This is a genomic window from Kribbella sp. NPDC023855 (assembly GCF_040639475.1).
Lineage (GTDB): Bacteria > Actinomycetota > Actinomycetes > Propionibacteriales > Kribbellaceae > Kribbella.
The window spans coordinates 843715-869852 of sequence record NZ_JBFAAA010000002.1 but is presented as its reverse complement, the minus strand read 5'-3'; the positions used below and the strand labels follow the sequence as shown (position 1 = coordinate 869852).

The window sequence follows — 26138 nt, the reverse complement described above, 5'->3', positions numbered from 1 at the left end:
GACGCTGGTTGGGGGGTCGGTCGGTCAAACCCAGCGTCGCCGGGGGTGGGTCCGGGGTGCGGTGATCTCCGAGTCGTCGTCCTTCTTCTCCGGGGCGGCCGGCTCGGCCGGGGCCTCGTAGGAGTACGGCGACGACTGGTAGTCCGTTGCCGGCTGATCGGAGTAGCTGGTGCCGTAGTCCGAGCTGTAGTCGCTGGAGTAGCTCTCCTGCGAGTAGCTCGGGGTGCCGTAGTCAGGAGCGTTGTAGGAGGTCTCCTGGGCCGGCGTGTACGAGTCGTAGCTCGTGGTCGGGCTGTACGACTCGTACGAGCTCTCCGACGAGTAGCTGTCGTACGACGGGGTGCTGTAGCTGGTGTCCGCCGTGTACGTCGGCTCCGGCGCGGCGGGCGTCGCCGGCTCGGAGTACTGGTAGTTGGGCGAGTAGTCCGAGGTGTACGACGTCTCGTAGTCCGACGTGCTCGCCGGGACAGCCGGGGCGTCGTACGCGGTGTAGGTCGTCTCCGGCGCGTAGGTCGGCGCCGGGCTGTTGTAGCTGGCGGCCGGGGTGTACGACGGCTCCGGCCCGTACGACGGGACTGTCGGCAGCGGCTTCGACGGGGTCAGGAAGTCGTCCTGCTCCGGGAGGGCGGGCGCCGACTGGTAGTAGCTGTCCGACGCGGGCACCGCGGCCTGGACGGTCGACGGGCTGTCGACCGCGACCCGAGCGGCCCTGCGACCAGCGCGCGCAACAGGCGCGGGCTCAGGCTCGGGTGCGGGCTGGGGAGCGGCTGCCGGCTCCGTGGAGGTCAGGTAGTCGGAGGAACTGCCGCCGTACGAGTAGGGCTCGGAGTAGGGGCTGGTCCAGGACGGCTCTGACGGCTCCGATGCGCGGGCGGCCGGCTGGTACGCGTACGGGCTCGGCTGGGCCGGGGCGAGGGTCGGCGGTGCGACGGTCTCGGCCTGCCAGCTCGGCAGCGGCGCGGACAGCAGGTCGTCGCTCGGCGTGGGCGGGTACGGGTTGGACGGGCTCGACCAGGTCGGCGTCTCGAGTCCGGAAGCCGTCTGCAGGTACGACGGAGTCGCCTCGATCACCTGACCGGTGTCCTCGCGCCAGCTCTCCACCGGGCTGAACTGCTCCGTGGCCGGGCCGGTGTCCTCCCAGGACTGGGCGGCGGGCGCGTCGGCGACGGGAGCGAACGGGCTCCACTTCGGCGGGGCCTCTTCGGCGGCGGGGGTGGCGGTGGCCAGCTGGAGTGCCGGCTGACGCTCCTGCCGCGCGGCCGGGGCCGCGATCGGCTCGGCGATCACCGGCTGCTCGGACGTGTCGTCGTCGGCGGCGACCCGGTACGACGGGACGGCCACCAGCTTGGGCTCGCGCTGGTCCCACCAGGGCATCCACTCGCGGGTGGTCTGCATGGTGTTGATCCGGCGGATGATCAGCGTCGCGGCCACCGCGGAGACGGCGGTCAGCGCCATCGAGGCGGTACCGGCCAGGGCGATGCCGCGCAGGGAGCCGACGGTCGCCTCCATCCACATCAGCGCCCGGCGGATCACCACGTCGAACACCAGAGCGCCGACCCAGGCGACCCACCACACCGAGGTGAGGAGGGGCTTCCTGAGCCGGCGGAGGTCGTCGGCGTACACGGGGGTCTTCGGATCGCTGGCCAGCCAGATGTCGTCGACGATCTGCTTGGGATAGACCAGGTTCGGGCCGGGGCAGAACCAGCTGGCCAGCACCCAGCCGTGGCTGCGGCGATGGTCGGCCTGGCAGAAGACCTCGGAGTTGACCCGGACCCGCCACAGCCAGATCACGAAGACCACGGCGGCGGCGACGGAGATGACGACGTTGGGGATCGAGGTGAGCCGGGAGATGCTGTCGGCGCGGTTCAGATCCGCGTCGTCGACGTTCGGGCCGCCACCGAGGTAGCTGTTGACGACGCCGTAGGTGTTCCAGTCGGACCACGTGCAGAGCAGATGAGTGACGGTCGAGGCGCCGAGCAGCCCGATCGCGATCCGGCCGATGGTGCCGACCTGCTGAAACTCCTCAGCCGCGTGTGGCTGCCACTCATCTTTTTCTTCAACAGCAGAAAGAACTGCTCGTTGCGGGTGGCTCACGTCGTGCGTCCCTCGCGTTGCTGGAACTCCGTCTGTTCGGCGTTTCGGTCGAGTCCTGCCCCCGCGTGACCGAGCCACATTGATACCACGAAGTAAGTACTCGTGTGGAGTCGATGCCAGCACAGAGGGTATCGACTTAACGCGGTCTTTTCGTACGCCCATCACCACTTGTAACGACCAAGTCGACCGTCCGTGACGCTTTGGTTTACGTGGCAGGCGGTTGGAATCCGCGTCCCAGCGGGAAACCTGCCTGGTCCTGGGCCCACCACGGCGTCCACGGCCGGTGCAGCTGGAGCTCGTTCACGCGCTGGATCAACATCACTGCGAGTACTGCCGCGGCCGTCGTACTGAGCGCCGAGATGCCGGACATCACAGCGTTCGTCCGAAGTTCGGAAAGTGGCGGCTCGCCCACCAGGACACTGCGCTGCCCGACGTTGTCGAGGACCAGCCCGACCACCCAGGTCAGCCACCAGGCCCAGACCAGCCGGGTGCCGGGGATGCCACGCAGGTTCTCGGTCTGCGGCGGGGTGCGCGGGTCGCTGGCCGCGACGATGTCGTCCACCACCCACTTGGGGTACCAGAGGTTGACCACCGGGCAGATCCAGCTGCCGAGCACCCAGCCGCGGCTCAGCCGGTGCTCGCCGCGGCAGAACATCTCCGCGTTCCAGCGGACCCGCCAGAGCCAGACGATGAAGACCGCCGCCGCGCCCAACAGCGCGAGTGCGGCGACGATGCCGAGCGACCCGGAGATCAGATCGGCCTGGTCGCGACGGTCCTCGTCGCCGGGGTACAGCCTGAGTGTCTGGTAGGAGTTCCAGTCGGACCACGCGGTGGCCCAGCTCAGCACCGTGACGACCCCGATCAGGACCGAGGCGGCCAGGCCCATGGCCTGTTCGGAGCTGAACCAGCGGTCCATCGGCGGCTGACCGACCATGTGCACCTCCTCGGAAACGGTGACCGGGAACGGTGAGGAGATCAGAAATAGCACACAGACAGTGATCGGGCGAGAACCTTGTGTGCGGCCCGATTCGGTGTCGGTGCTGTGAGGGACGATAGAGCCATGCGCTGGTCTGTGCTCGATTCGCCCATCGGCGAGCTGTCCGTGGCCGTCGACGACGACGGTCTGTGCCGGGTGCGGTTCGGCGCGATCGAGCTGGGTCCGGAGCGCGCCCAGGACCCGCTGCTGACGGCTGCCGAGGAGCAGCTGGCGGCATACTTCGCCGGTGAGCTCAAGGAGTTCGACCTGCCGCTGTCGGTGCGCGTCGGGTCGCGGTTCGAGCACGCGGTCTGGGACCAGCTCAAGCGGATCCCGTACGGCGAGATGCAGACGTATGGGGATGTCGCCAAGGCGGTGGGTGACCCGGGAGCCGCGCGAGCGGTCGGGACTGCGTGTAACCGGAACCCGATCCCGGTGATCGTGCCCTGCCACCGCGTCGTCGGGGCCGGCGGCAAGATGGTCGGCTTCGGTGGTGGCATCCCGCTGAAGCGCCACCTGCTCGAGCTCGAGGCCCGGATCACCCTCGAAACCAGCTGGCTGTAGACGGCAGTGCGGGGCGGGAATGGAACCCTGCGTGAAGAAGTTCTGGTCGAACGGTAAAGAAGTCACCGCTCCGGCGGATCCGATGGTTGTACTCGGCCGATCAAGCGCTAATGTCGCGGTGTGCGATCGAGCTGACACGGCTCGATCACACGTTTGAAAGAGAGCTCCGGTCCGTCCGCCGCTGCCGCACCCTGGTTCCGCCCCCGCACCCTGCCCGGAGACGAAAGAGATGACCCAACCCTCGTCCAGCTCGGCACCCCACGACGACCTGAGCGACCTGATGGACAAGAGCGCGGACGAGTGGTCCGCGCCGGAGATCCAGGACGCCGCCCGCTCGGCGATGCAACTGCACGCCCCGGACCGCGAACCGCTGACCTGGATCAAACGCTTCGGCGTCCTGCCCTGGCTGCACCGCAACCACGCCGTCTGCCGCGAGTGCGGCGGCAGCTACCCCTGCATAACCCACCGCTACGCCACCCAACTCCTCTCAGCCGGCCGAATCCCCATCACCCGCCCCACCCACCCCACCGAAGACCCCTCGCCCGCCTAACAGCTAGGTGGCGGAGCGGCCAGACAACGGCCGGGCCGACGCGCGCAACCTGCAAAGGCAGTTGCTGGTCCCGCACAGGCGGACGACAACCTCAGCCACCGCGACGAGGGTCCGCCTCATCGACGCGGCGGAGGCGTGGGACTCGGAGTCTGCGGACGGCCTGCGGGAAGGGTCGGCAGCTATGCGTTATCCAGCAGGTTCGAACAACCAGCGGACGACTGTCTGAGCCACCGCATGGCGTGTACGAACGAACAAAGGCCGCGGCCTCCACCTGGGGGTCGCGGCCTTTGCCGTTGCGGGGTGGTGCGTCAGGAGTCGGTCGGCTTGTCGGTCGAGCGACGCTGGGTGGTGCTGGTCTTCTTGGCGGCGCCGTTCGACGCGGACTTCGGCGCGTCGTCGGCCTGGGAACCGGCGGCACCGGACGTCCCGGACGTGTCCGACTTGGCGTCGGTCTTCTCGTCCTCGGTCTGCCCGTTGGCCGACTCGGCCTTCGGCGCGGCACTGGCCGGCTTGTCGGCGGCGGGGCGCGACGTAGTACCGGCGGGTGCCGAGCTGTAGTCGCGGCCGCTCGTCGGGGTCGACTGCCAGGCCGGCTCCGGCGGGGTGAGCAGCTTCTTCACGGCTGCGGCGGCCAGCGCCCCGAAGCCGAGGAACAGCACCACCTTGCGCAGCTTGTGGCTCTTCTTCGGTACGTCGATCTCACCCTTGAGCGCGGCCGCGGTGGCCTTGCCCCGGCGTGAGCTCTCCTCGATGACCGGCTCGGCCGCGGCGGCCAGCGTCGCCAGCGCCGCGGTCACCTTCGGCATCAGGTCGTCGTTGAACCGCTCGCGCGCCTTCTCGGCCGCGTGCTCGGTGGCCGGCCCGACCTTGCTCAACGCGTCGTCGATCACCGGCCCTGCCTTCTCGACTGCGGCGTGGGCGACAGCGGCGCCGCGCTCGACCGCCTTCTCGGCGTACGGCGACACCCGCTCCCGTGCGCTGCCCACGGCCGATTCGGCCAGCGGTCGGACCTTGTCCTTCGCGGTCTCGACCCGGCCCTTGGACTTCAACAAACCCACGGTTCCTCCTCGGTGCCGCCCCGCGGTCGCTGGACGGCTCTCCAGCCCATCGGCGGCATGGACGCTGCTGTATCGACTCTGGACAAATCCGGCTTCGTCTGCATCGTACGACGTACCCGGGTGCTAAACGTCCGAGGCGGAGCCGGACCGTCACTCCGACATCACCCTGAGCCCTCCCCGGGCACGTCGATGCGGCCAGAACTTGATGCCCATGACAGGATCGAAGCCGTAAGCCGTAACCCGATGAGGAGTAACCCGTGGCCGAAGAACTGTTCGCGACGCTGCAGACGACGAAGGGCGACGTCGTCATCAAGCTGTTCCCCGACCACGCCCCGAAGACGGTGCAGAACTTCGTCGGCCTCGCCGAGGGAACCAAGGAGTGGACCGACCCGACCACGGGTCAGCCCAGCACCGCCCGTTTCTACGACGGCCTCGGCTTCCACCGGGTCATCGACGGATTCATGATCCAGGGCGGCTGCCCGCTCGGTACCGGCACCGGTTCGCCGGGCTACAGCTTCGACGACGAGATCCACGCCGAGCTGCAGTTCAACCGGCCGTACCTGCTGGCGATGGCCAACGCGGGGATCCAGAACGGCCACGGGACCAACGGGTCGCAGTTCTTCGTGACCGTGGTCCCGACCCCGCACCTGAACCGCAAGCACACCATCTTCGGTGAGGTCGTCGACGACGACTCGAAGAAGGTCGTCGACGCGATCGCGACCGCGCCCACCACGGCCGGCGACCGGCCGACCGAGCCGATCGTGATCAACAGCGTCAAGATCGAGCGCAAGACCGTCTGATCCACCGCGGACCGGCTGCCTCCACGGCGGCCGGTCCGTACCCATTCTCGAAGACTGCCGGCCGACCGCGGAGGACCAGGGCGTGACCGAGACCGTCTGCTACCGGCACCCGGATCGGCGCGCGGGAGTCCGCTGCCAGCGCTGCGACCGGCCGATCTGTCCTGCCTGCATGAACAGTGCAGCGGTCGGGTTCCAGTGCCCGTCGTGCTTCAACGAGGGCGTGAAGTCGATCCCGCAGAAGCGTACGGCGCTGGGTGGAGTCGCCCGCGCGAACAACCAGGTCGTCACGATCACCCTGCTCGTGCTGAACGTGCTGGTCTTCATCGCGGTCCGATCAGGCAGCCCGCGGGTGTTGCAGGACCTGGTACTGGTCCCGGTCTTCGTCGAATCCGAACCGTGGCGACTGATCACGTCGGCCTTCACCCACGTGCAGATCTTCCACATCCTCTCGAACCTGTTCATGTTGTGGATGCTTGGCCCACAACTCGAGCAGATGCTCGGCCGGCTCCGGTTCGCCTTGCTCTACCTCGTCTCCGGCCTCGGCGGCGGGGTCGCGGTCTGGCTGCTCTCGTCGCCGATCGGGGCGACCCTCGGCGCATCCGGCGCAGTACTGGGTCTGGTCGGCGCGCTGCTGGTCATCAGCAGGGCGCAAGGGCAGGACATCAGCTGGATCATCAGTTACGTGGCGGTGACTGCGCTGCTCTCATTCATCGTCCCGAACATCTCTTGGCAGGGTCACCTCGGCGGCTTCGTCACCGGCGCGGCCATCGCCTGGATCTACCTCCAAGACACCAAACGCCGCCGCGCCAAAATCAACCGCTGACCGCCCCCGCGGCGGGCTCGCGACGCCTGCTCCGCTGCGCTACGCCGGCTGCATCGCCGGTAAGAGCTGAAGCCGACCCGCACAACCCCCGCGATGGCGAAGCAGACCCGCGGCTGCTGGGTGCGTGGACGGCTCGCGACGCCTGCTCCGCTGCGCTACGCCGGCTGCATCGCCGACGAGTACTGGCGCTGACGCGCGCGACCCCGCGGTGGCGGATCGATTGCGTGAAGCTGGCGTGCCGGTGGGCTCGCGACGCCTGCTCCGCTGCGCTACGCCGCCTGCATCGCCAGTAAAACCTGAAGCCGACCCGCACAACCCTGCGATGGCAAGCTGGCACGCGGCTGCCGGTGGTACGTGAACGGCTCGCGACGCCTGCTCCGCTTCGCTACGCCGGCTGCATCGCCGGTGAGTGCTGGCGCTGGCGCGCGCGACTCCGGCGGTGGCCGGAGCAAGTGGGTGGGGCTGGCGTGTCGGGTGGGCTCGCGGCGCCTGCTCCGCTGCGCTACGCCAGCTGCATCGCCGGTAAAGCTGAAGCCGACACGGTCGACCCTGCGACGGGAAACTGGCCCGGGGCTGCCGGGGTGCGTGGACGGCTCGCGACGCCTGCTCCGCTGCGCTACGCCGGCTGCATCGCCGGCGAGTACTGGCCCTGGCGCGCGCGACACGGCTGCGGTGAAGCCAGCGCGAATCGTGTGACGCCGGCCGAGGGGTGAACGGCTGGCGTTGAACGAGTCGCGGGCCACCTTTCCACGCTGGGGAGTTGCTGGTGGACGGTGTTCCGCCGTAGGACAACTGCGTCTGGTGTCGCGTCATTCTTCGATGACCGAGAGGATGTTGCCGGCCGGGTCTTTGAACCAGGCGATGGGCGGGCCGTCACCGCGGGCGATTCCGAGGGAGTCGTGGTGGTCGAAGTAGCGCTCGAAGGTGATGCCTTGGGCCACCATCGTGCGCACGGTGGATTCGATGTCGTCCACCGGGAAGTTCAGGACGGTGAACTCGGCCGGGACGTGATCGTCCTTCGGGTAGATCAGGACCGAACCGCCGGTGGCGAGTTCGAGGGTGAGCATGCCGTGGGCCGCCTTGACCGTGAGGCCGAGGGTGTCCCGGTAGAAGGTCTCGGCCGTGGGGATGTCGTCGACCGAGAAACCGCTGTACGCCTTGACCTTGCCGAACATCCTGGACCTCCTCAGTGAGGGGCGGCCGGGTTGGCTGCCCGTTCACCGGGGACGTCGGAGTGAGGATGCACGTCTCGACATTGTCAGTGGGGGTCAGTCGCTGGCTGTGCCCGTCAAGTATCGGGTGATGGTGGGGCCTAGCCAGGCGACTGCCTCAGGGCGGGTTAGGGCTGCTACTGGCGGCAGGGCCAGTACGTAGCGGCAGAGTGCGAAGCCGAGGGCTTGGGTGGCGACCAGGCCGGCTCGAGTCGCGACCTCGGACGGCATGCTCGCCCTGGCCAGTTGTCCGCCCGGCATGCTCGCGCTGACCGGCTGTCTGCCGGGCATGCTTGCGCTGGCCAGCGGCTCTCCATCTTGCGCGGTCGTCTGGCGTCCTGCCTGCGCGGCGTCTGAAGGGAATCCCTGTGCGGTGCCTGTTGGGGCAGCGGTCGTGGGGGCGCTCGGCGCGGGCTGGTGCAAGCTGGCGATCAGTGGGGCCAGTTGGTCGGCGAAGAGCTCGCGCATCCGCTCGGCCGCCACCGCGTTGGTGACGCTGGCGCGGAGTAGCGCCTGGAGGGAGTCGTCCTCCTCCCAGCGGTCGAGGAAGTGGTTGGTGAGCGCCGCGCCAATCTCCTCGCGCGGGAGCCGGCTCAGGTCGGGCAGCCGCAGGTCGAACTCCGCCGCTGCCGCGAAGAGTTTCTCCTTGCTGCCGAAGTACCGCATCACCATCGCCGGGTCGATTGCCGCGTCGGCCGCGATCGCGCGGATCGTCGCGCGCTCGTAGCCGTCGGCGGCGAACCGCTCCCGCGCCGCCGTGAGGATGCCGGCCCGGGTCCGGTCGGAGCGCCGCTCGCCTGTCTGACTCATCTCCACACCGTAGGTCAACAGGTGTTGACCTGGCCAGTCCGGCGCTCTACTGTCGTGTCAACAGGCGTTGGCCAACAAGCGTTGACCTTGACCCAAGGAGTCGAAGATGATCCCGGAACAGACCGAAGTACTGGTGGTGGGAGCCGGACCGGTAGGGCTGGCGGTCGCCGCGTCGCTGGCCGGTCAGGGGCGTCAGGTGACCGTCGTCGACCGTCAGGCGGTGGGTGCGAACACCTCCCGGGCAGCGGTCGTCCACCCGCGGACCCTGGAGATGCTGGAACAGATCGGCGTCGGCGACCGCCTGGCCGGCCTCGGCATCCACGCCAAGCAGTTCAACATCGCCGACGGCGACCGCACCCTCGTCCCGGTCCGCTTCGACAAACTGCCGACGGCGTACCCGTATGTCCTGATGGTTCCGCAAAGCACCACCGAGCAGGTCCTGCTCGAGCGGCTGGAGGAGCTCGGCGGCAAGGTCCACCGCCCGTACGTCGCCTCCGGTCTGCGGCAGACCGAGGAGGGGGCCGAGGTCACTCTGGAGTCGGGAGAGGTGATCAAGGCGCAGTACGTCGTGGCCGCCGACGGGATGCACAGCAAGATCCGCGACCTCGCCGGACTCGGCTTCAGCGGTGACGGCACACTGCCCCTGAACTTCACGCTGGCGGATGTGAGGGTGGAGGACGGCCTGCCGAGGGAGGAGGTGCTGCTGTACTTCTCGAAGGCAGGCATCCTGGTCGCCGCGCCACTGCCCGACGGCAGTTTCCGCTTGGTGGCCAAGGTGGACGAGGCGCCGGAGCACCCGGACGTCGCCTACGCCCAGCGATTGCTGAACGCCCGCGGCCCGAGAAGCCGCACCGCGAGGGTCACCGAGGTGATCTGGGGATCGAGGTTCCGCATCCACGAACGGGTGGCGGACCGGTACCGCGAGGGCCGAGTCGTGCTGGCCGGCGACGCAGCACACACCCACAGCCCCGCAGGCGGCCAAGGCATGAACCTCGGCCTGCGCGACGCCATCACCCTGGGCGAGGCGCTAGCAACCGCCCTGACCACTGGCGACGAAACCAACCTGAACAACTACGCCACCACCAGTCGCGAGGAAGCCCTCCGAGTAGTAGCCCTAGCCCACCGCCTAACCCGCCTAGCCACAGTCCCCGCTCCCCTCCGCCCCGCCCGCAACGCAGCCCTCCACCTCCTCTCCCACATCCCCACCTTCCGCAGCCGCTTCGCCCACCAACTAGCCGCCATAGACCACCGCTAGCCGGTCCGGGTGGGCTCGCGACGCCTGCTCCGCTCCGCTACGCCGGCTGCTTCGCCGGTGAGTACTGGCGCCGGCGCGCACGACCCCGCGGTGGTGAAGGGGACCCCGGGTGCGGGGGGGGTGGTGGGCTCGCGACGCCTGCTCCGCTCCGCTACGCCGGCTGCATCGCCGGCGAGAGCTGGCGCTGTCGCGCGTGACCCCGCGGTGGTGGAGCAGGCGCGAACTGTGCCCGTGGTGCTGGGGTGGGCTCGCGACGCCTGCTCCGCTCGGCTACGCCGGCTGCATCGCCGGCGAGAGCTGGCGCTGTCGCGCGTGACCCCGCGGTGGTGGAGCAGGCGCGATGCGTGCCTGCGGATGCCGGGGTGGGCTCTCGCAACGGCCTGCTCCGCTTCGCTACGCCGGCTGCATCGCCAGCGAGAACTGGCGCTGGCGCGCACGACCCCGCGGTGGTGAAGAGGACCCGCAGGTGTGGGCATGTGGTGGGCTCGCGACGCCTGCTCCGCGCCGCTACGCAGGCTGCTTCGCCGGTGAGTGCTGGCGCTGGCGCGTGACCACGCGGCCGGCGTCGCCGCTGGTCGAGTGCACGCGTAACCCGAGGGGTTCAGTTCGTGGGCTGGACGATCTGGATGAGGTGCCCGTCCAGGTCCTTGACCCAGGCGATGAGCAGCCGTCCGAGCCATGGGGCCGGTTCCTTGACGGGGTCCGCGCCCAGGGCCTGAATCGTCTCGTACGCCGATGACGTGTCGTCAGTCCACAAGATCACAGCTGCCCGCTGACCTTCGACGACGGGGTCGAGGCCATGGTCGTCACGGGTCGAACCTTCGCTCGCCAATCCGAGTCGATATCCGTCGAGGGCGAGATCGACATGGATCGGAGGTCCATCCGTGGGAGTCCTGAACACCTCTTCGAACCCGAGACCCTTGTAGAACTCGGCGGCGCGAAGAAGATCCTTGCTGAACAGGACGACCTGAGGCGTCTTGAACATGCCCATGAGCCTCACTGTGGCACAGCACCTTCGGTCCAGCGGGGCCCGACTCGTCGCTTCCCCATGTCGCTTCACCAGTTGGCGACCACGTCGGTACTCGCACTTCACTGCGTCCTCGTCAGCGACGTCGACGACGAACTGGCCAACCAGAACGTCGCGGCCGCGCGTTGAAGCCGGCGTAGCGAACCGAGCGGGAGTCGCGAGCCCTCCGCATACCCGCATCGCCCGCGCTCGTGCGATGGTGCCGGTGGCGCACACCTTCACCACGGCGGGGTCATGCGCGCTAGCGCCAGTTCTCGCTGGCGATGCAGCCGGCGTAGCGGAGCGGAGCAGGCGTCGCGAGCCCGCCGCGTAGCCGGCATCCGCGGGCATGGCTCGCCATCGCAGGGTTGCGCGCCGTCTGCCGTGCTCGCACCGCTCGGGGTTCATCCAGCAGTTCCGGTTCCTTCACCGGCCTCGCTGGTTGCGCATGCCTTCACCGCGCGGGGTCGTGCGCGCCAGCGCCAGTTCTCGCTGGCGAGGCAGGCGGCGTAGCGAAGCGGAGCAGGCGTCGCGAGCCCTCCGCGCGAGCTGGCGTTGCGCGCTCGCTTCACCACCGCGGGGTTGTGCGCGTCAGCGCCAGTACTCGCAGGCGATGCAGGCGGCGTAGCGAAGCGGAGCAGGCGTCGCGAGCCCTCCGCGCGAGCTGGCGTTGCGCGCTCGGCTTCACCACCGCGGGGTTGTGCGCGCCAGCGCCAGTACTCGCTGGCGATGCAGCCGGCGTAGCGCAGCGGAGCAGGCGTCGCGAGCCGTCTGCTCCGCTCGGTCCGGCCCGCCACTGCGGGGTTGTGCGCGCCAGCAGCACTCGACCGGCGATGCAGCCGGCGTAGCGGAGCGGAGCAGGCGTCGCGAGCCCGCCCCTCGAAGGCTCTTGCGCGGGTTTCCCCGTGCTCCCACGGGAATCGCTTCCGGTAGTAGCAGCGGAGCCCTACTCTCCAGTTACCTATTGCGACTAGTTCACTACTGGAGGTCACCGTGTTCCATCCCGCCCGATGGCACCGACTTGTTCCTCTCGCCTTGGCGGCTGTGGTTGTGGTCGGCGCCGGCAGTCAGGTGCAGGCTGTTGCGCCACCCGACCGCAAAGTCCAGGCCACCGAAAATTCCGAGCTGATCCAGCTACTCCGGATCAACACCCCCACAGCGGCCGATCGCAAACGCCTCACCACCCTCGACCTCGATCTGGCCGAGTCGGCCGGCCCCGGCTACGTCGACGTTGTTGCTTACGGCAAGCAAGATCAGCGCCTGCTCAAGCTCGCCGGCTTCACCTGGTCAACCCTCGAGGACGACCTCAAAGGCGCCGACAAAGAACGCGAGGCAGCAGACGCGGCGTACGCGAAAGCCGTGCGAAACAAGCAGATTCTGGCCACTCTCCCGAGTGGACGTACGGCGTACCGGCAGCTGGCCGACTACAACAACGACCTCGCTTCGTTGGCGTCGCAATATCCAAGCAAGGTCAAGCAGATCACCCTCAAGAACACTTCGCTCGAGGGCCGTGCGGTTCGCGGGATCGAGATCAGCCGCAACGTCGAGGTCAGTGACGGCAAGCCGGTCTTCATCATGATGGGCCTGCATCACGCCCGCGAGTGGCCGTCCGGTGAGTTGACGATGGAGTTCGCCTACGACCTGCTGAAGAACGACGGCGTCGTACCGCGGATCACCAACATCCTCGACAAAGCGCGGATCGTCATCGTCCCGGTCGTCAACCCCGACGGCTTCAACCTCAGCCGCACCCTCGGCTACGAGATGAAGCGGAAGAACTGCCGGATCACCAATGGGCAACTCCCGACGCCCGGCCAGTGCGCGCAGTCAGCCAACCAGTCGCGCGGCGTCGATCCGAACCGGAACTACTCCGGCTTCTGGGGCGGACCCGGTGCCTCGACCAGCCTCACCTCCGAGACGTACCGCGGCCCGAGCGCGTTCAGCGAGCCCGAGACGCGCAACATCCAGGCGCTCGTCTCGTCGTACCAGGCGACCACCTTGATCACCAACCACACCTACTCCAACCTCGTACTACGGGAGCCCGGCTACGCCAGCGCCGGCAAGACGCCCGACGAGCCGCTCTACAAGTCGCTCGGTGACCAGATGGCCGCGCAGAACGGCTACAGCAGCCAGTTCGGCTACGAGCTCTACGACACCACCGGCACCACCGAGGACTGGTCGTACTACGCGACCGGCGGTCTCGGCTTCACCTTCGAGCACGGCGCGAGCAGCTTCCATCCCGCCTTCTCCAACATCCCCAACTACTACTTCGGCTCGGGAAGCACCGCGGGCAAGGGAAACCGCGAGGCCTACCTGATCGCGGCGGAGAGCACGATCAACCCGGCCCGCCACTCGGTCATCACCGGCACGGGCCCGGCCGGCGCCGTACTGCGGCTGAAGAAGTCGTTCAACACCAAGACGTGGAACGGCACCAACATCCCCGATGTCCTGGAAACCAAGATGACCGTACCGGCGGGTGGCACCTACACGTACCACGCGAACCCGTCGACCCGGCCGATCGTCGTCCAGCAGGGCGGGACCGAGTCGTGGACGCTGACCTGTGAGCGCCCGACCGGCCAGGTGCTGGAAACCCGCCAGATCACCGTGGCGCGCGGCGCATCCGTCACAGCCAACCTCACCACCTGCGCGGCAGCGTTCTAACCAGCCGAAGACTCGCGAATCTGCAACGTGTACGGGACGGTGAGGTCGCGCCGGTCGACCTCACCGGTTCCGGCAATCCGGTCCAGCAACAGCCCGACGGCCTGCTCGGCCAGCCACTCCATGTCCGGCGAGATCGTCGTCAGCGACGGTGAGTGATAGCGCCCGTCCTCGATGTCATCAAACCCAACCACGGCGACATCCCGCGGCACCGAAAGCCCTGCCTCAGCAAGCGTCCGCAGCGCACCGATCGCCAGCAGATCGTTGAAGCAGAAGACCGCATCCGGCGGCTCGGGCAAGGCGAGCAACTCCCGCATCGACGATGCGCCGTCCTCGCGGTGATAGCCCGTCCCGGCCAGCTCCAGCGTCGGATCGTGCGGCAGCCCGGCGGCTTTCAGCGCCTTGCGATACCCCTTCCGCCGTACTGCGCCGGTGCCCGCGCCGCCGCCGACTCCGATGGCCGCGATCCGGCGCCGGCCGATCGAGATCAGGTGCGTGGTCGCGTCGAAGGAGGCCTGGACCGAGTCGACCGCGACGTGGTCGAGGGTGCCGCCCGCGTGCCGTTCGCCGAGCAGGACCAGCGGTTTGGCCGTGTCGGTCCGGGCGATCTTGGTGGGCGCGGTGGTGATCGGGGAGAAGATGATGCCGTCGATCAGCTGGCCGCGCATTCCGCCGAGGACGAGCTTCTCGGCGGCCGCCTCACCTTCGGTCTGGTCGATCAGCACGGTGATGCCGCGCTTCTTCGCGGCCCGGCTGATCGCGGCGCCGAGCTCCGCGAAGTACGGCGAAGCCATCTCGGGGATGGCCAGGGCGATGAAGTCCGACCTGCCCTTGCGCAGTGACCGGGCGCTCACGTTGGGTGTGTAGTCGAGGGCCTCGATCGCGGCCTGGACCTTGGCCCGGGTCCGGGCGGTGATGTGCGGATAGTCGTTGATCACGTTGGAGACCGTCTTCACCGATACTCCGGCGCGAGCTGCCACGTCGCTCAGCCTGGTCACCATACGGTCCTCCCTCCACCCGAACGATCGCAGTCTGTCATGCCGGTGCGGCGCTTCGTGCGGTCACAAGACGGCGACAGGACCAGTAGATCCAATGGTCAGCTCTTTACAGCCGATGTCAATCGTTGTAAAAACTCAGGTTAATCGTTGTAAAGATTCCTGTGGAGGATCTGTGGCGCGTCTTGCGGTCGATCCCGCGTTTGTCGTCGGTGCCCTGGACCGGCGCCTGTTCGGCTCGTTCGTCGAGCACATGGGCCGCTGCGTCTACACCGGCATCTACGAGCCGGGACATGCCACCGCCGACCCGGAAGGGTTCCGTGAGGACGTGCTGGCACTGGTCCGCGAGCTGGGCGTGACGGCGGTCCGCTACCCGGGCGGCAACTTTGTCTCCAACTACGACTGGGAGGACGGCGTCGGCCCGAAGGACCAACGGCCGCGCAAGCTCGACCTGGCCTGGCGGGCGATCGAGCCGAACCAGTTCGGCACCGACGAGTTCATGAGCTGGTCCCGCAAGGCCGGCGTCGAGCCGATCTGGGCGGTCAACCTCGGTACCCGCGGGATCAAGGAAGCCGTCGAGCTGCTCGAGTACACCAATCTCCCCGCCGGTACCGAGCTGCCGGACCGCCGAGTGGCCAACGGCAACAAGGAGCCGTACGGCATCAAGGTGTGGTGCCTGGGCAACGAGATGGACGGGCCCTGGCAGATCGGCCACAAGACCGCCGAGGAGTACGCCCGGCTGGCCGAGGAGACCGCGAACGCGATGCGCCGGGTCGACCCCGGGGTCGAGTTCGTCGCCTGCGGATCGAGCAACCGGTACATGCCGACCTTCGGCGACTGGGAACGCACGGTGCTCGAGCGCACCTACGACCTGGTCGACCACATCAGCCTGCACGCGTACTACGAGCCGAAGAACGGCGACCAGCAGAGCTTCCTCGCGGCCGCCGAGCAGATGGACCGGATGATCTCCGAGGTGGTCGCCACCGCCGACCACGTCAAGGCGCTCAAGCGCAGCGAAAAGGAGATCACCCTCTCGTTCGACGAGTGGAACGTCTGGTACCAGCAGCGCTTCCCCGGCGAGCTCGGCCTGGACATCCGCGAGGTCAGCCCGCTGATCGAGGACACCTACACCGTCGACGACGCGGTCGTGGTCGGCAGCCTGCTGATCACCCTCCTCCGGCACGCCGACCGGGTGAAGATCGCTTGCCTGGCGCAACTGGTGAACGTGATCGGCCCGATCCGCACCGAGCCCGACGGCCGGGCCTGGCGGCAGACGATCTTCCACCCGTTCGCGCTGACCGCGCAGTACGCGGGCTCGACGGTACTGCGGACCGAGGTGGCCGGCCCCGAGATCGACACGGCGGAGTACGGCCGGGTACCGGCAGTGTGGAGTACCGCGACCTACGAGGAAGCCACCGGCGAGGTGGTGCTCTTCGTGGTGAATCGAAGCGAGACCGACAAGGTCGACCTGGAGGTCCCACTGCGCCCCGGACTGCGGGTGGTGGAGCACCTCGCCCTGTACGACGACGACCGCAGCGCGGTCAACACCGCGGAAGATCCCGACCGGGTGGTCCCTCGCCGGATCGACGGAACCGAGGTCCGCAACGACAGCTGTACGGCCACGTTGCCCCCTGCTTCGTGGCACATGATCAGGCTCTCCCCTGGAGGTACACGGTGAACACCATCAACCGGCGTTTGGTGCTGGGCGGACTCGGCGCTCTGGGGGCGGCCGGCGTGCTGGCCGGCTGCGGCTCAGGCTCGGCAGGTAAGCCCGGCGCGGGCCCCGCGGCCGGCGACGGCGGCGCGAAGGGGTACGACGGCCCGGCCGTCGAGCTCGACTTCTGGAACGGCTTCACCGGTGGTGACGGCCCGTTCATGCGCAAGATCGTCGACCAGTTCAACTCCGAGAACCAGAACATCAAGATCAAGATGACCGTGATGCAGTGGGCCGACTACTACACGAAGCTGCCCACCGCGGTCAGCAGCGGGCGCGGTCCCGCGGTCGCGATCATGCACGTCGACTCGCTGGCCACCAACGCGGCACGCAACGTGATCGAACCGCTCGACGACGTGGCGAAGGCGCTCGACCTCAAGCAGGACGACTTCTCCGAGGTGGTCTGGAAGGCCGGCGAGTACAACGGCAAGCGGTACGGCATCCCGCTGGACGTGCACCCGCTCGGGTTCTTCTACAACAAGACGCTGATGAGCCAGGCCGGCCTGGACCCGGCCAAGCCGCCGGCCACCGCCGACGAGTACATGGCCGCGCTGGACGCCCTGAAGGGCAAGGGCATCATGGGCCACTGGGCGACTCCGTTCCAGTTCACCGGCGTGCTCACTGTCCAGGCGCTGCTCTGGCAGTTCGGTGGCGAGCTGTTCAACGACGACTCCAGCAAGGCGACCTGGGCCGACGAGGCCGGGGTGAAGGCGCTGACCTGGTTCACCGACCTGGTGAAGAAGGGCTACAGCCCGAAGAACGTCGCCCAGGACGCCGACAACATCGCGGTGATGAACGGCAAGAACGCGTTCATCTGGAACGGCATCTGGAACATCAACACCTTCAAGGAGAAGAAGGGCCTGGAGTGGGGCGTCGCGCCGCTGCCGAACATCGGCGGCAAGAAGGCGGCCTGGGCCGGCTCGCACCAGTTCTGCCTGCCGAAGCTGAAGACGCCGGACCAGAACAAGTCCACCGCCGCGCGCGTGTTCGTCAACTACGTCAGCCAGAAGTCGCTGGAGTGGGCCAAGGGTGGTCAGGTCCCAGCTCGCAAGCAGGTGCGTGAGTCGGCCGAGTTCAAGGCACTCACCGACCAGGCCGCACTGGCGACCCAGATCGACGACCTGCACTTCCCGCCGCCGATCCCCGGCATCGGTGACGCGCTGACCGAGCTGAACAAGGCGGTCAACGAGGCCGTCCTGCTCAAGGCCGAGCCCGCCAAGGCCCTTTCCGACGCTGCCGCCCGGGCAGACAAGATCCTGGAGGCCAACCGCAAGAAGTACGGCGCGTAAGCGATGGCGGTCCAGGCCAGCGCGGGCACGCTCCGGAAGCGCCGTGCCCGCGCCTCCTCCGCCGTCCGCGGGTACGGCCGCGCGACGCCGTACCTGTTCCTGGCGCCGTACCTGCTGCTGTTCCTGATGTTCGTGATCGGGCCGGCCATCTTCGGCTTCTGGATGAGTCTGCACGACTGGGACTTCCAGTTGCCGGGCAAGCCGTTCGTCGGACTGCAGAACTACAAGGACCTGTTCGACCCGCTGTCGGCGACGGCCGAGCCGTTCTGGCACGGCATGCGGGCGACCGGGATCTTCACGGTCGCGTCGGTGCCGTTCCTGGTGGCGTTGCCGCTCGGGCTGGCCGTGCTGCTGAACCGCAAGTTCCCGGGCCGGACCTTCTTCCGGGCCGTGTACTTCGCGCCGTTCGTGCTCGGCGTGGCCGTGATCGGCCTGATGTTCCGCTACATCCTGGACACCAGCTTCGGTCTGCTGAACGCCTTCCTCGGGCTGTTCGGCGTCTCCGAGATCGGTTGGACGAACGACCAGCCCTGGGCGTTCGTCTCGCTGGTCGCGGTCACGGTGTGGTGGACGGCCGGTTTCAACGCGATCATCTACCTGGCCGGGCTGCAGGACATCCCGGCCGAGCAGTACGAGGCGGCCGAGCTGGACGGGGCGAACACCTGGCAGCAGTTCCGCAACGTCACGTTGCCCGGGCTGCGGCCGGTCACCGTCTTCATCATCACGATCACCTTGCTGGCCAGTGCCAACATGTTCGGCCAGTCGGTGCTGATCACCCAGGGTGGACCCGGTGACTCCACCGCGACCGCGCTGATGGTGATCACCGACACCGGCTTCAGCCAGTTCCGGATGGGCCAGGCCACCGCGATGAGCTACCTGCTGGCGCTCTGCCTCGCGGTCGTCTCGCTGATCAACTTCGCCCTGCTGAGGGAGCGCAAGTCATGAGGCGCCGACCGTCTGCCGCGTTCTGGGTCCTGGTGATCCTGCTGACCGTGCTGGTGATCGTCCCGCTGCTGTGGATGGTGATCACCTCCTTCAAGACGATCGGTGAGTCGCAGGCCGACCCACCGACCCTCGTCCCGCAGGACCCGACCGGCCGGGCGTACGGCGAGATCCTCACCACCGGCGGCCAGAACCCGGTACTGCGCTGGGCGCTGAACAGCTTCGGCGCGGCAGCGTTCCACGCGCTGCTGGTGGTCGTGGTCTCGTCGATGGCCGGCTACGCCCTGGCCCGGATGGAGTTCCGGTTCAAGAACGCCATCTTCTCGGTGATCCTGCTGACCCTGTTCGTGCCCGGCTTCGTCTTCCTGATGCCGAACTACCTGCTGATGGACAACCTCGGCTGGCTGGACACGCTGCTGGCGTTGATCGTCCCTGGCGCGGCCGGTGCGTTCGGGGTGTTCTTCATGCGGCAGTTCTTCCTGGCCATCCCGAAGGAGCTCGAGGAGGTCGCGATGATCGACGGCGCGAACGCCTGGACCGTCTTCACCCGGATCATCCTGCCGAACGCCAAACCCGCCTTGGCCACGCTGACCGTGCTGTCGTTCCTGACCAACTGGAACGACTTCATCTGGCCGCTGTTCGTGCTGTTCAGTCCGGAGCGGCTGACGCTGCCGGCCGGCCTGACCCTGCTGCAGGGTGCCTACACGACCGACTACCCGGTGATCATGGCCGGTGCCACCGTGGCCGCCGTCCCGGTCCTGATCCTCTACGTGTTCGTCCAGCGCTACGTCATCGAAGGTGTCGCGCGCAGCGGCATCAAAGGCTGACCCACTCCCCTGAGAGGACCCCGCCCGTGCCTCCTAGACGTCTACTGGTGGCAGCACTCGCTGTCGCCGCTGTTGCCACCGGTACTACGGCCGCTACCGCCTCACCTCCGCCCACAATCACTACTCAGAACGCCATCTCGTCCTCCTTCGCCGACACCTTCGCCGACCCGGCGGTCATCCAGGGCCGCGACGGCTACTGGTACGCCTACGCCACCTCCGACCCACTGGTTGCCAACGGCCCGTTCGGTCTCATGCACATGGCCAGGACCAAGGACTTCGGCTCCTGGGAGTACCTCGGCACGGTCTTCAACGACGAGACCAAACCGAAGTGGGCCGCACCCGGCTCGTTCTTCTGGGCACCGGACATCCGGTACTTCGGTGGCCGGTACGTCATGTACTTCACCGTCACCGACACCCTCGCCAACCCTGGTGGCGATCCTGCGATCGGTGTCGCCACCGCGCCGACGCCGACCGGCCCATGGACGGCAACGGACGGCCCGGTCGTCGCACCGAAGCCGGACGGCAACGGCGGCTACTTCGGCACCATCGACCCCGCGATGCTCACCGCCGCCGACGGCAAGCGCTACCTGTACGCCGGCGGCTTCTACGGCGGCATCTCCGTCACAGAGCTCTCCCCCGACGGCCTGACCTCAGTCGGTACTCCGACCCAGGTGACCGTAGGCGACCGCTACGAGGGCGCGTACGTCGTCTACCGGGACGGCTGGTACTACCTGATGGGCTCGTCGATGAACTGCTGCGCGGGCCCGACCACCGGGTACTCCGTGTTCGCCGGCCGCTCCAAGTCGCCCCGCGGCCCGTTCCTGGACGCCGACGGCGCCTCGATGAACGAGTCCCGCGTCGGCGGGACCACGGTCATCACGCAGAACGGCAACAAGTGGATCGGGCCCGGCCACCACGCGTTCATCACCGACGCGGCCGGTCAGGACCACATCGTCTACCACGCGATCGACCGCGCGACGCCGTGGCTGACCGACCCGTTCGGGATCAACCGGCGGCCGATGCTGATCGACCGGATCGACTGGATCGACGGCTGGCCGCGGACCCGGGCCGGCGCCGGTCCGTCGGACACGCCTCAGCCCGCACCGACCACTGGCTCGGGTGCAGGCATCGACTCGGCCGATCCGGCGAGTGGACTGTGGGGCGCGACCAGGCTGGCTGGTGACTCGCTTGGTGGACCGACTGCTTCGATCCGTGGTGTGGCTGCGACGAGGCAGTCCGCGCCCGGTGGATCTCTGCGGGTCGAGGCCGATGTGAAGCTCGGCAGCAGTTTCACCACCGTTGTGGGTGGCGGTGCCGTGGTGGTGACCGTTGGCAGCAACAAGATCAGCATCGTTGCGGGCGGCCGGTTTGCGAATGCCGCGTTGCCTGCGGACTTCGACCGGTCGCAGTGGAACAACCTGATCGTCCAGGTCTCTGGCAACACCGTGACGGCTCGGGTGAACGACGCCGGGCTCGGCGACCTGTACGCCGAGGCGCGACTCGTAGTACCGGGGCTGAAGGTCGGTGCTGCACCTGTGCGGTGGCTTGGGACCGCTGAGCTGGACAACTTGACGGTGCGGCCCGTGGCGGAGCCGGTACGCCGCGCCGCCGCAGTACCGGTTGCTGGGGAGTTGCTGGCTGGTGACGAGTTCTCTGGCGGGCTTGGGGATCAGTGGTCGTGGGTCCGACCGCACTCGCGGGCAGTAGTTGCCGATGGCAAATTGTCGTGGCCGCTGCAGAACACCGACCTGGTTGGCTCGGGCAACAATGCGAGCCTGTTGTTCCACCAGACGCCGGCGCTGGACAGCTGGATCGCGGAGACGAAGCTGCACCTCGATCTGGGTGAGGGCGACATCCGCAACTACCAGCAGGCCGGGATGATCGCGTACCTGAACGACGACGACTTCGCCCGGCTCGGCGATGTGGCGATCTGGCGGACGCGGCAGACGGAGTTCGGCCGGGAGTTGGTGGCGCGGGCTGACGGCGCGACCAGTTACGGCGGGGCAGCCATCGGACGACCGGCGCCGACCATGTGGATACGGCTCGCCTACCACCGCAATGCGGCTGGGGAGCACGTCTACCGGGCCGGAACGAGCGTGGACGGCAAGAAGTGGACGTGGGGCGCGTCCTGGGTGCTGCCGGCCGGTACTACGCCGAAGCTCGGTCTGTACGCGCATGGCGACCAGACTGGGTCCAACCCGCCGCCGGTTGCGACGTTCGACTACCTGCGGTTCTACACGAGCAAGTGATGCTGCGCCGGCTGGGGTTGTTGTTGCTGTGTTTGCTTGCCGTCTCGGCATGCAGCAGCGACGACAACCCCGGCGGTGCCGAAGGGACCCAAATGGGCTTCACGAACCCTGTGTACGACAACAACTTCGCCGACCCGCACGTGATCGCGGTCGGTTCGGAGTACTACGCCTACGCGACCAACGGGCCGCTCGGCAACATCCAGACGCTGAAGTCCACGGACCTGGTTTCGTGGGAACAAGTGGGCGACGCGTTGCCCTCGCTCCCCGCATGGACCTCAGCGGGCAAGGTGTGGGCGCCAGAGGTCGCGGTGCACGGACCTGACCGTTTTGTCATGTACTACACGACGTCCGACGACAAGTCCGGGCGTCAGTGCGTGGGTGTCGCGGTGGCCACCGAGGCCCAAGGTCCCTTTGTCGACAAATCGAGTAATCCCCTGATCTGTCAGGTAGCCGAGGGTGGGTCGATCGACGCCAGCCCGTTCCGGGACTCGACCGGTCAGCGCTGGCTGTACTGGAAGAACGACGGCAACGCGATCGGCGCCGACACCTGGATCTCCGTGTCCCGGCTGTCGGACGACGGGCTGAGGCTGACCGGCGAGACCACCCGCCTGATCAAGCAGACGCTGCCGTGGGAGGGCAACCTGGTCGAGGCGCCGTATGTTGTCGAACGCAACGGAAAGTTCCACCTCTTCTACTCGGCCAACGCCTACGACAAGGCCGAGTACGCGGTCGGGCACGCGCTCTGCGGCACGCCGGCCGGTCCGTGCGTGAAGTCGGGCGACCCCATCCTCACGACCTCGGACGACGCGGCCGGCCCCGGCCACAACATGGTGCTGATGAAGGACGACCGCTACTGGTTCGTTTACCACGCCTGGGACCCGTCCCTCATCGGCGTCGATCCGCCCGGGCGCACGATGTGGCTGTCCGAGCTCACCTGGAACGGCGATGTCCCGGTCGTCCAGGCACCGAGGAAAGAAATCCCGGAGAAGCCCTAACTTTTCCGTACCACGCCGCATCACCTGAAGTGTGACCTCGATACGACAAAACCTCATCCGCGCCGGCCTCACTCTGGCCGGCGCGTCCCTGCTGGGTGCCGCAGCGCTGGTGACACCCGCCCATGCCGCCTCCACGAGCGCGCAGAGCACCACTGCGGCCTGCTCCATGAACCCCGGCTCGGTCACGGCTACCGGTGGCCATGCGAGCAGCATCGTCACCGCCGCTACGCCGCCGACCAAGACTGACCAGCACACCGTCCCCGGCGTGTTCCAGCCGGGGAAGGCGCGCATCACGTCGACGTACGCGCACGAGCCGAACATCTCGGGGATGGATGTCGCCGGCTACGTCATCCAGGGGGACAGCCTCTACTGGCACACCTACTGGCAGACGGGCGCCGGCGGCATCGACAAGAGCGTCCCGAACTCCTTCCAGCGGGTCGGCGGCGGCTGGACGAACTTCGTCGCGCTGGAGACGTCGTCGTGGGAGGACAAGAGCCGGGCCCGCCACTCGGCGTACGGGCTGCGCAGTGACGGGACGCTGCTGCGGTGGGACATCGCCCGGAACGTCTGGCGCGCGAAGGGTTCCGCCGCCGGCTTCAGCTCGGTCAAGTCGCTGGCGCTGATCAGCAAGACGGCGACCTACGACACCTTCCTGGCGAACACTCGCAGCGGAGCGCTCTACACCATCCGGATCCCGGCGACGTCGCCGATGAAGCCGATCGTGACCAAGGTCCGCGGGTCCGGCTGGGGCAGCCTCGACAAGCTGATCGCCAACAAGTGTGGCCAGTACGGCACCCTGCTGCTCGCCATCGACAAGGAGACCAAGTCCGGCTTCCTGTACGCCGTCGGTCACGCGAACGGTGCGTCCACCGTCATCAACCGCCTTGGCAAGACCACCGGCAGCTTCCCGGACGCGGTCAACTTCCGCTGGGGTCCGGTCTGGTTCCTCGACCCGCTGAATGGCGACTGAGCACTTCGGAGAGCACGTCCAGGGCCTGGTGGAAGGCTACGTCGTCAGGAGGGGTGGCGTAGCCGATCACCAGGCCCGGAGGTCCGGGGACAGAGCGCTGGTAGTCCGAGAGTGGAGCAACCACGACTCCAGCCGCTCTTGCCTCGGCTGAGAGCGCCCGGTCGTCTGTGCCGGGTAGTAGCAGGGTGATGTGGAGCCCTGCGTCCTGGCCGACGATCTGGCCGTAGGGGGCGAGTGCTGCGCAGGTGTGGTTGCGGCGTTCGGAGTACAGGCGTTTTGATCTGCGGATGACCTGGTCGAGGTACCCGTCCCTGAGCATGGCCAGGAATGCCGCCTGCATCGGCCAGCCGGGCCAGTCGCCGACCTCCTCCCGGTACGCCGCCAGCCGGTCGACCACGTCGGGTGATGCCACCAGCCAGCCCAGTCGCAGGGCAGGGCTGAGCACCTTCGACAGTGTGCCCAGGTGGACCACCCGGTCGAGATCCAGTTGGGCGAGCGCGGGCAGTGGCGCTACGTCGTACCGGAATTCGCTGTCGTAGTCGTCCTCGATCAGCGTCGCCCCGGTGCGCCTTGCCCAGCGGATCAGTTCGTTGCGCCTGGCGACGGGGAGGCGGCCGCCGAGAGGGTACTGGTGCGAGGGCGTCACGTAGACCGCCGACAGGTCCGGGCCGAGGTCGGAGACCAGGATGCCGTCCTCATCCACAGCGATGTCCACAACCTTGAGCTCGTGCTGGCGGGCAGCTGAGACCGCTGTAGCGAAGCCGGGGTCCTCGATGGCGATGCGGTCGCCCGGCTGTCGGGTCACGGACAGCAGTAGTCGCAGGCCGTGTGAGGTGCCGTCTGTGATCAGCAGGTTCTCCGGGCCGCAGGCGATGCCGCGGACGCGTCCTACATGCTCAGCCAGCGCGGAGCGGAGCTCCGGTAGGCCGGCGGGATGGTCATAGCCGCTGGCCGGCGCCTGGGTCGACACCTCCCGCCAAGCCCGCTTCCAGCCGGCATCGGCCACGGGGCTGATGTACGGGATCCCCGGACGCAGTGTCAGCAACGGCGGCCCAGCAGGCTCGGGACTGCGCGCGGGTGTCCGCAGTACCGGCTGCAGCGGTACTACGTCCGCCACGTAGGTGCCCGAGCCGGTCCGCCCCGCGATCCAGCCCTCGGCATGCAGTTGGTCGTACGCCGCTTGCGCCACCGAGCGCGACACGGACAGGTCCCTGGCCAGGTCGCGGGTGGACGGCAGGCGGTGCCCGGCCTGCAGTCGGCCGTCACGAATGGCCGCGCGGAACTGCTCAGCCAGCTGGAGATGCAGCGGGCCGCTGCCGTCGCGGGCCAGGACGAGTGGGAGCGAGCTGTCCAAGTGGACTACCTGATTCGTTCGGGAATGGACCGTGCCAGCATGCCATTGAGCCGCCACGATGGAACCATGACCATCACCACGCCGCTCTCGCCGACCGACCGGACCAGACTCCGCAGGGAAAAGGACCGCGCCGCAACCGACCGCGCCGCCCTGCACGACGTCCTCCGCGACGGGATGTTCTGCCACCTCGGAGTCGTCGTCGACGGAGCCCCGCTGGTGCTGCCGACGGCGTACGGGGTGGACCTGGACGCCGGCGACGACGGCACGCTCTACCTGCACGGCTCGGTCGCCGCCCGGAGCGTGGTCGCGTCCCCCGACCAGACAATCTGCGTCACCGTCACCCACGCCGACGGGCTCGTGCTCGCCCGCTCCGCCTTCCACCACTCGGTCAACTACCGCTCGGCGGTCATCTTCGGCGTACCAACCCTCCTCACCGACCCGGACGAAAAGCTCCACGGCCTCAACCGAATCGTCGACCACCTGGTCCCAGGTCGCTCGAGCTCGGTCCGGCCGCCGAGCCGCAAGGAGCTGGCCAAGACGTCCGTCCTGGCGCTTCCTTTGACCGAGTCTTCGGTCAAAAGCCGCGCCGGTGCCGCCAACGACGACGAAGCAGACCTCGACCTGCCGTACTGGACCGGCGTCATCCCGCTCCGGGTCGTCGCTGAAGAACCGATCACCAACCCCGACTGCGACCTCCTGGTCCCAGCCCACATCCGCACCCGAGCCAACCAACTAGGCGCAGTACCCACCCACACCTGAGCGCCAACCGGCCAGTCGGAGGGCTCGCGACGCCTGCTCCGCTTCGCTACGCCGGCTGCATCGCCGGTGAGTACTGGCGCTGTCGCGCGTGACCCCGCGGTGGCGAAGCAAGTGCGATGCATGCCCGCGGGTGCCGGGGTGGGCTCGCGACGCCTGCTCCGCTCCGCTACGCCGGCTGCATCGCCTGCGAGAACTGGCGCTGTCGCGCATGACCCCGCGGTGGCCAAGCAAGTGCGATGCAT

At 68.1% G+C, this 26138-nt stretch carries 22 protein-coding genes; 14 read left to right on the top strand and 8 right to left on the bottom strand.

Annotation, left to right across the window (positions count from 1 at the left end):
- Positions 1-24: 24 nt before the first annotated feature.
- Both AB0F51_RS09905 and AB0F51_RS09900 read right to left on the bottom strand, forming a co-directional pair.
- Positions 25-2094, bottom strand: a complete 2070-nt coding sequence (locus AB0F51_RS09905) for a DUF4328 domain-containing protein (RefSeq protein ID WP_360276791.1) — start codon at positions 2092-2094, stop codon at positions 25-27.
- 205 nt (positions 2095-2299) lie between these two features.
- On the bottom strand, positions 2300-3028 hold the full coding sequence (locus AB0F51_RS09900) for a DUF4328 domain-containing protein (protein ID WP_360276788.1): 729 nt from the start codon (positions 3026-3028) through the stop codon (positions 2300-2302).
- 126 nt (positions 3029-3154) lie between these two features.
- Between AB0F51_RS09900 and AB0F51_RS09895 the strand changes: the two genes are divergently transcribed.
- A complete protein-coding gene (locus AB0F51_RS09895; RefSeq protein WP_360276785.1) occupies positions 3155-3634 on the top strand; it encodes a methylated-DNA--[protein]-cysteine S-methyltransferase in 480 nt (159 codons plus the stop codon).
- A 229-nt stretch (positions 3635-3863) separates the two neighbouring features.
- Entirely contained in the window at positions 3864-4184 is a 321-nt protein-coding gene (locus AB0F51_RS09890) for a hypothetical protein (RefSeq protein ID WP_360276782.1), read from the top strand.
- A 308-nt stretch (positions 4185-4492) separates the two neighbouring features.
- Here AB0F51_RS09890 and AB0F51_RS09885 read toward each other — a convergent pair whose 3' ends face one another.
- The gene (locus AB0F51_RS09885; protein ID WP_360276779.1) at positions 4493-5242 is read right to left on the bottom strand and encodes a hypothetical protein; all 750 of its coding nucleotides are present in this window, start codon (positions 5240-5242) and stop codon (positions 4493-4495) included.
- Between the two features lie 269 nt (positions 5243-5511).
- Here AB0F51_RS09885 and AB0F51_RS09880 point away from each other — a divergent pair, with 269 nt between their 5' ends.
- Both AB0F51_RS09880 and AB0F51_RS09875 read left to right on the top strand, forming a co-directional pair.
- Positions 5512-6042 carry a peptidylprolyl isomerase gene (locus tag AB0F51_RS09880; protein ID WP_360277268.1) on the top strand — a complete coding sequence of 177 codons (531 nt, stop codon included), beginning with the start codon at positions 5512-5514 and terminating at the stop codon, positions 6040-6042.
- Positions 6043-6211: 169 nt separating this feature from the next.
- A complete protein-coding gene (locus AB0F51_RS09875) occupies positions 6212-6865 on the top strand; it encodes a rhomboid family intramembrane serine protease (protein ID WP_360276776.1) in 654 nt (217 codons plus the stop codon).
- 809 nt (positions 6866-7674) lie between these two features.
- Here the strand turns inward: AB0F51_RS09875 and AB0F51_RS09870 are convergent.
- The gene (locus AB0F51_RS09870) at positions 7675-8040 is read right to left on the bottom strand and encodes a VOC family protein (protein WP_360276773.1); all 366 of its coding nucleotides are present in this window, start codon (positions 8038-8040) and stop codon (positions 7675-7677) included.
- Positions 8041-8133: 93 nt separating this feature from the next.
- Positions 8134-8886, bottom strand: coding sequence for a TetR family transcriptional regulator (locus tag AB0F51_RS09865; protein ID WP_360276770.1), 753 nt, complete (start codon positions 8884-8886; stop codon positions 8134-8136).
- 106 nt (positions 8887-8992) lie between these two features.
- On the opposite strand from AB0F51_RS09865, the gene AB0F51_RS09860 reads away from it, so the two are divergent.
- Positions 8993-10141 (top strand): NAD(P)/FAD-dependent oxidoreductase, encoded by a 1149-nt coding sequence (locus tag AB0F51_RS09860; protein ID WP_360276767.1) that lies wholly within the window; start codon positions 8993-8995, stop codon positions 10139-10141.
- 601 nt (positions 10142-10742) lie between these two features.
- Here AB0F51_RS09860 and AB0F51_RS09855 read toward each other — a convergent pair.
- The gene (locus tag AB0F51_RS09855) at positions 10743-11126 is read right to left on the bottom strand and encodes a VOC family protein (protein ID WP_360276764.1); all 384 of its coding nucleotides are present in this window, start codon (positions 11124-11126) and stop codon (positions 10743-10745) included.
- A 1065-nt stretch (positions 11127-12191) separates the two neighbouring features.
- Between AB0F51_RS09855 and AB0F51_RS09850 the strand changes: the two genes are divergently transcribed.
- Entirely contained in the window at positions 12192-13805 is a 1614-nt protein-coding gene (locus AB0F51_RS09850) for a M14 family metallopeptidase (RefSeq protein WP_360277266.1), read from the top strand.
- On the opposite strand, the gene AB0F51_RS09845 is transcribed toward AB0F51_RS09850, so the two are convergent.
- On the bottom strand, positions 13802-14803 hold the full coding sequence (locus AB0F51_RS09845; RefSeq protein ID WP_360276761.1) for a LacI family DNA-binding transcriptional regulator: 1002 nt from the start codon (positions 14801-14803) through the stop codon (positions 13802-13804). The two genes, AB0F51_RS09850 and AB0F51_RS09845, sit on opposite strands and share 4 nt — an antisense overlap.
- A 169-nt stretch (positions 14804-14972) precedes the next feature.
- Here AB0F51_RS09845 and AB0F51_RS09840 point away from each other — a divergent pair, with 169 nt between their 5' ends.
- From AB0F51_RS09840 to AB0F51_RS09810, 7 genes are read left to right on the top strand one after another with little or no spacing between them, the layout of a single operon-like run.
- Positions 14973-16475, top strand: coding sequence for an alpha-N-arabinofuranosidase (locus tag AB0F51_RS09840; RefSeq protein WP_360276758.1), 1503 nt, complete (start codon positions 14973-14975; stop codon positions 16473-16475).
- Entirely contained in the window at positions 16472-17800 is a 1329-nt protein-coding gene (locus tag AB0F51_RS09835; RefSeq protein WP_360276756.1) for an ABC transporter substrate-binding protein, read from the top strand. The genes AB0F51_RS09840 and AB0F51_RS09835 overlap by 4 nt, the downstream gene beginning before the upstream one ends.
- 3 nt (positions 17801-17803) lie before the next feature.
- Positions 17804-18745 carry a sugar ABC transporter permease gene (locus tag AB0F51_RS09830; protein ID WP_360276753.1) on the top strand — a complete coding sequence of 314 codons (942 nt, stop codon included), beginning with the start codon at positions 17804-17806 and terminating at the stop codon, positions 18743-18745.
- Positions 18742-19569, top strand: coding sequence for a carbohydrate ABC transporter permease (locus AB0F51_RS09825; protein ID WP_360276749.1), 828 nt, complete (start codon positions 18742-18744; stop codon positions 19567-19569). Before AB0F51_RS09830 ends, AB0F51_RS09825 begins: the two co-directional genes overlap by 4 nt.
- A gap of 47 nt (positions 19570-19616) precedes the next feature.
- Positions 19617-21818, top strand: coding sequence for a family 43 glycosylhydrolase (locus tag AB0F51_RS09820; RefSeq protein WP_360276746.1), 2202 nt, complete (start codon positions 19617-19619; stop codon positions 21816-21818).
- Entirely contained in the window at positions 21818-22813 is a 996-nt protein-coding gene (locus AB0F51_RS09815; RefSeq protein WP_360276743.1) for a glycoside hydrolase family 43 protein, read from the top strand. The genes AB0F51_RS09820 and AB0F51_RS09815 overlap by 1 nt, the downstream gene beginning before the upstream one ends.
- 31 nt (positions 22814-22844) lie before the next feature.
- Positions 22845-23783, top strand: a complete 939-nt coding sequence (locus tag AB0F51_RS09810) for a hypothetical protein (protein WP_360276740.1) — start codon at positions 22845-22847, stop codon at positions 23781-23783.
- Here the strand turns inward: AB0F51_RS09810 and AB0F51_RS09805 are convergent.
- Positions 23731-25137, bottom strand: a complete 1407-nt coding sequence (locus AB0F51_RS09805; RefSeq protein ID WP_360276738.1) for a PLP-dependent aminotransferase family protein — start codon at positions 25135-25137, stop codon at positions 23731-23733. The genes AB0F51_RS09810 and AB0F51_RS09805 overlap by 53 nt on opposite strands.
- A 66-nt stretch (positions 25138-25203) precedes the next feature.
- Here AB0F51_RS09805 and AB0F51_RS09800 point away from each other — a divergent pair, with 66 nt between their 5' ends.
- Positions 25204-25896, top strand: coding sequence for a pyridoxamine 5'-phosphate oxidase family protein (locus AB0F51_RS09800; RefSeq protein WP_360276735.1), 693 nt, complete (start codon positions 25204-25206; stop codon positions 25894-25896).
- Positions 25897-26138: the final 242 nt, after the last annotated feature.

Excerpts from the sequence above, each read along its gene's own strand:
- AB0F51_RS09900 (WP_360276788.1), bottom strand. The coding sequence starts at position 3,028 with ATGGTCGGTCAGCCGCCGATGGACCGCTGGTTCAGCTCCGAACAGGCC.
- AB0F51_RS09895 (WP_360276785.1), top strand. The coding sequence starts at position 3,155 with ATGCGCTGGTCTGTGCTCGATTCGCCCATCGGCGAGCTGTCCGTGGCC.
- AB0F51_RS09890 (WP_360276782.1), top strand. The coding sequence starts at position 3,864 with ATGACCCAACCCTCGTCCAGCTCGGCACCCCACGACGACCTGAGCGAC.
- AB0F51_RS09875 (WP_360276776.1), top strand. The coding sequence starts at position 6,212 with ATGAACAGTGCAGCGGTCGGGTTCCAGTGCCCGTCGTGCTTCAACGAG.
- AB0F51_RS09870 (WP_360276773.1), bottom strand. The coding sequence starts at position 8,040 with ATGTTCGGCAAGGTCAAGGCGTACAGCGGTTTCTCGGTCGACGACATC.
- AB0F51_RS09865 (WP_360276770.1), bottom strand. The coding sequence starts at position 8,886 with ATGAGTCAGACAGGCGAGCGGCGCTCCGACCGGACCCGGGCCGGCATC.
- AB0F51_RS09860 (WP_360276767.1), top strand. The coding sequence starts at position 8,993 with ATGATCCCGGAACAGACCGAAGTACTGGTGGTGGGAGCCGGACCGGTA.
- AB0F51_RS09855 (WP_360276764.1), bottom strand. The coding sequence starts at position 11,126 with ATGTTCAAGACGCCTCAGGTCGTCCTGTTCAGCAAGGATCTTCTTCGC.
- AB0F51_RS09845 (WP_360276761.1), bottom strand. The coding sequence starts at position 14,803 with ATGGTGACCAGGCTGAGCGACGTGGCAGCTCGCGCCGGAGTATCGGTG.
- AB0F51_RS09830 (WP_360276753.1), top strand. The coding sequence starts at position 17,804 with ATGGCGGTCCAGGCCAGCGCGGGCACGCTCCGGAAGCGCCGTGCCCGC.
- AB0F51_RS09825 (WP_360276749.1), top strand. The coding sequence starts at position 18,742 with ATGAGGCGCCGACCGTCTGCCGCGTTCTGGGTCCTGGTGATCCTGCTG.
- AB0F51_RS09815 (WP_360276743.1), top strand. The coding sequence starts at position 21,818 with ATGCTGCGCCGGCTGGGGTTGTTGTTGCTGTGTTTGCTTGCCGTCTCG.
- AB0F51_RS09800 (WP_360276735.1), top strand. The coding sequence starts at position 25,204 with ATGACCATCACCACGCCGCTCTCGCCGACCGACCGGACCAGACTCCGC.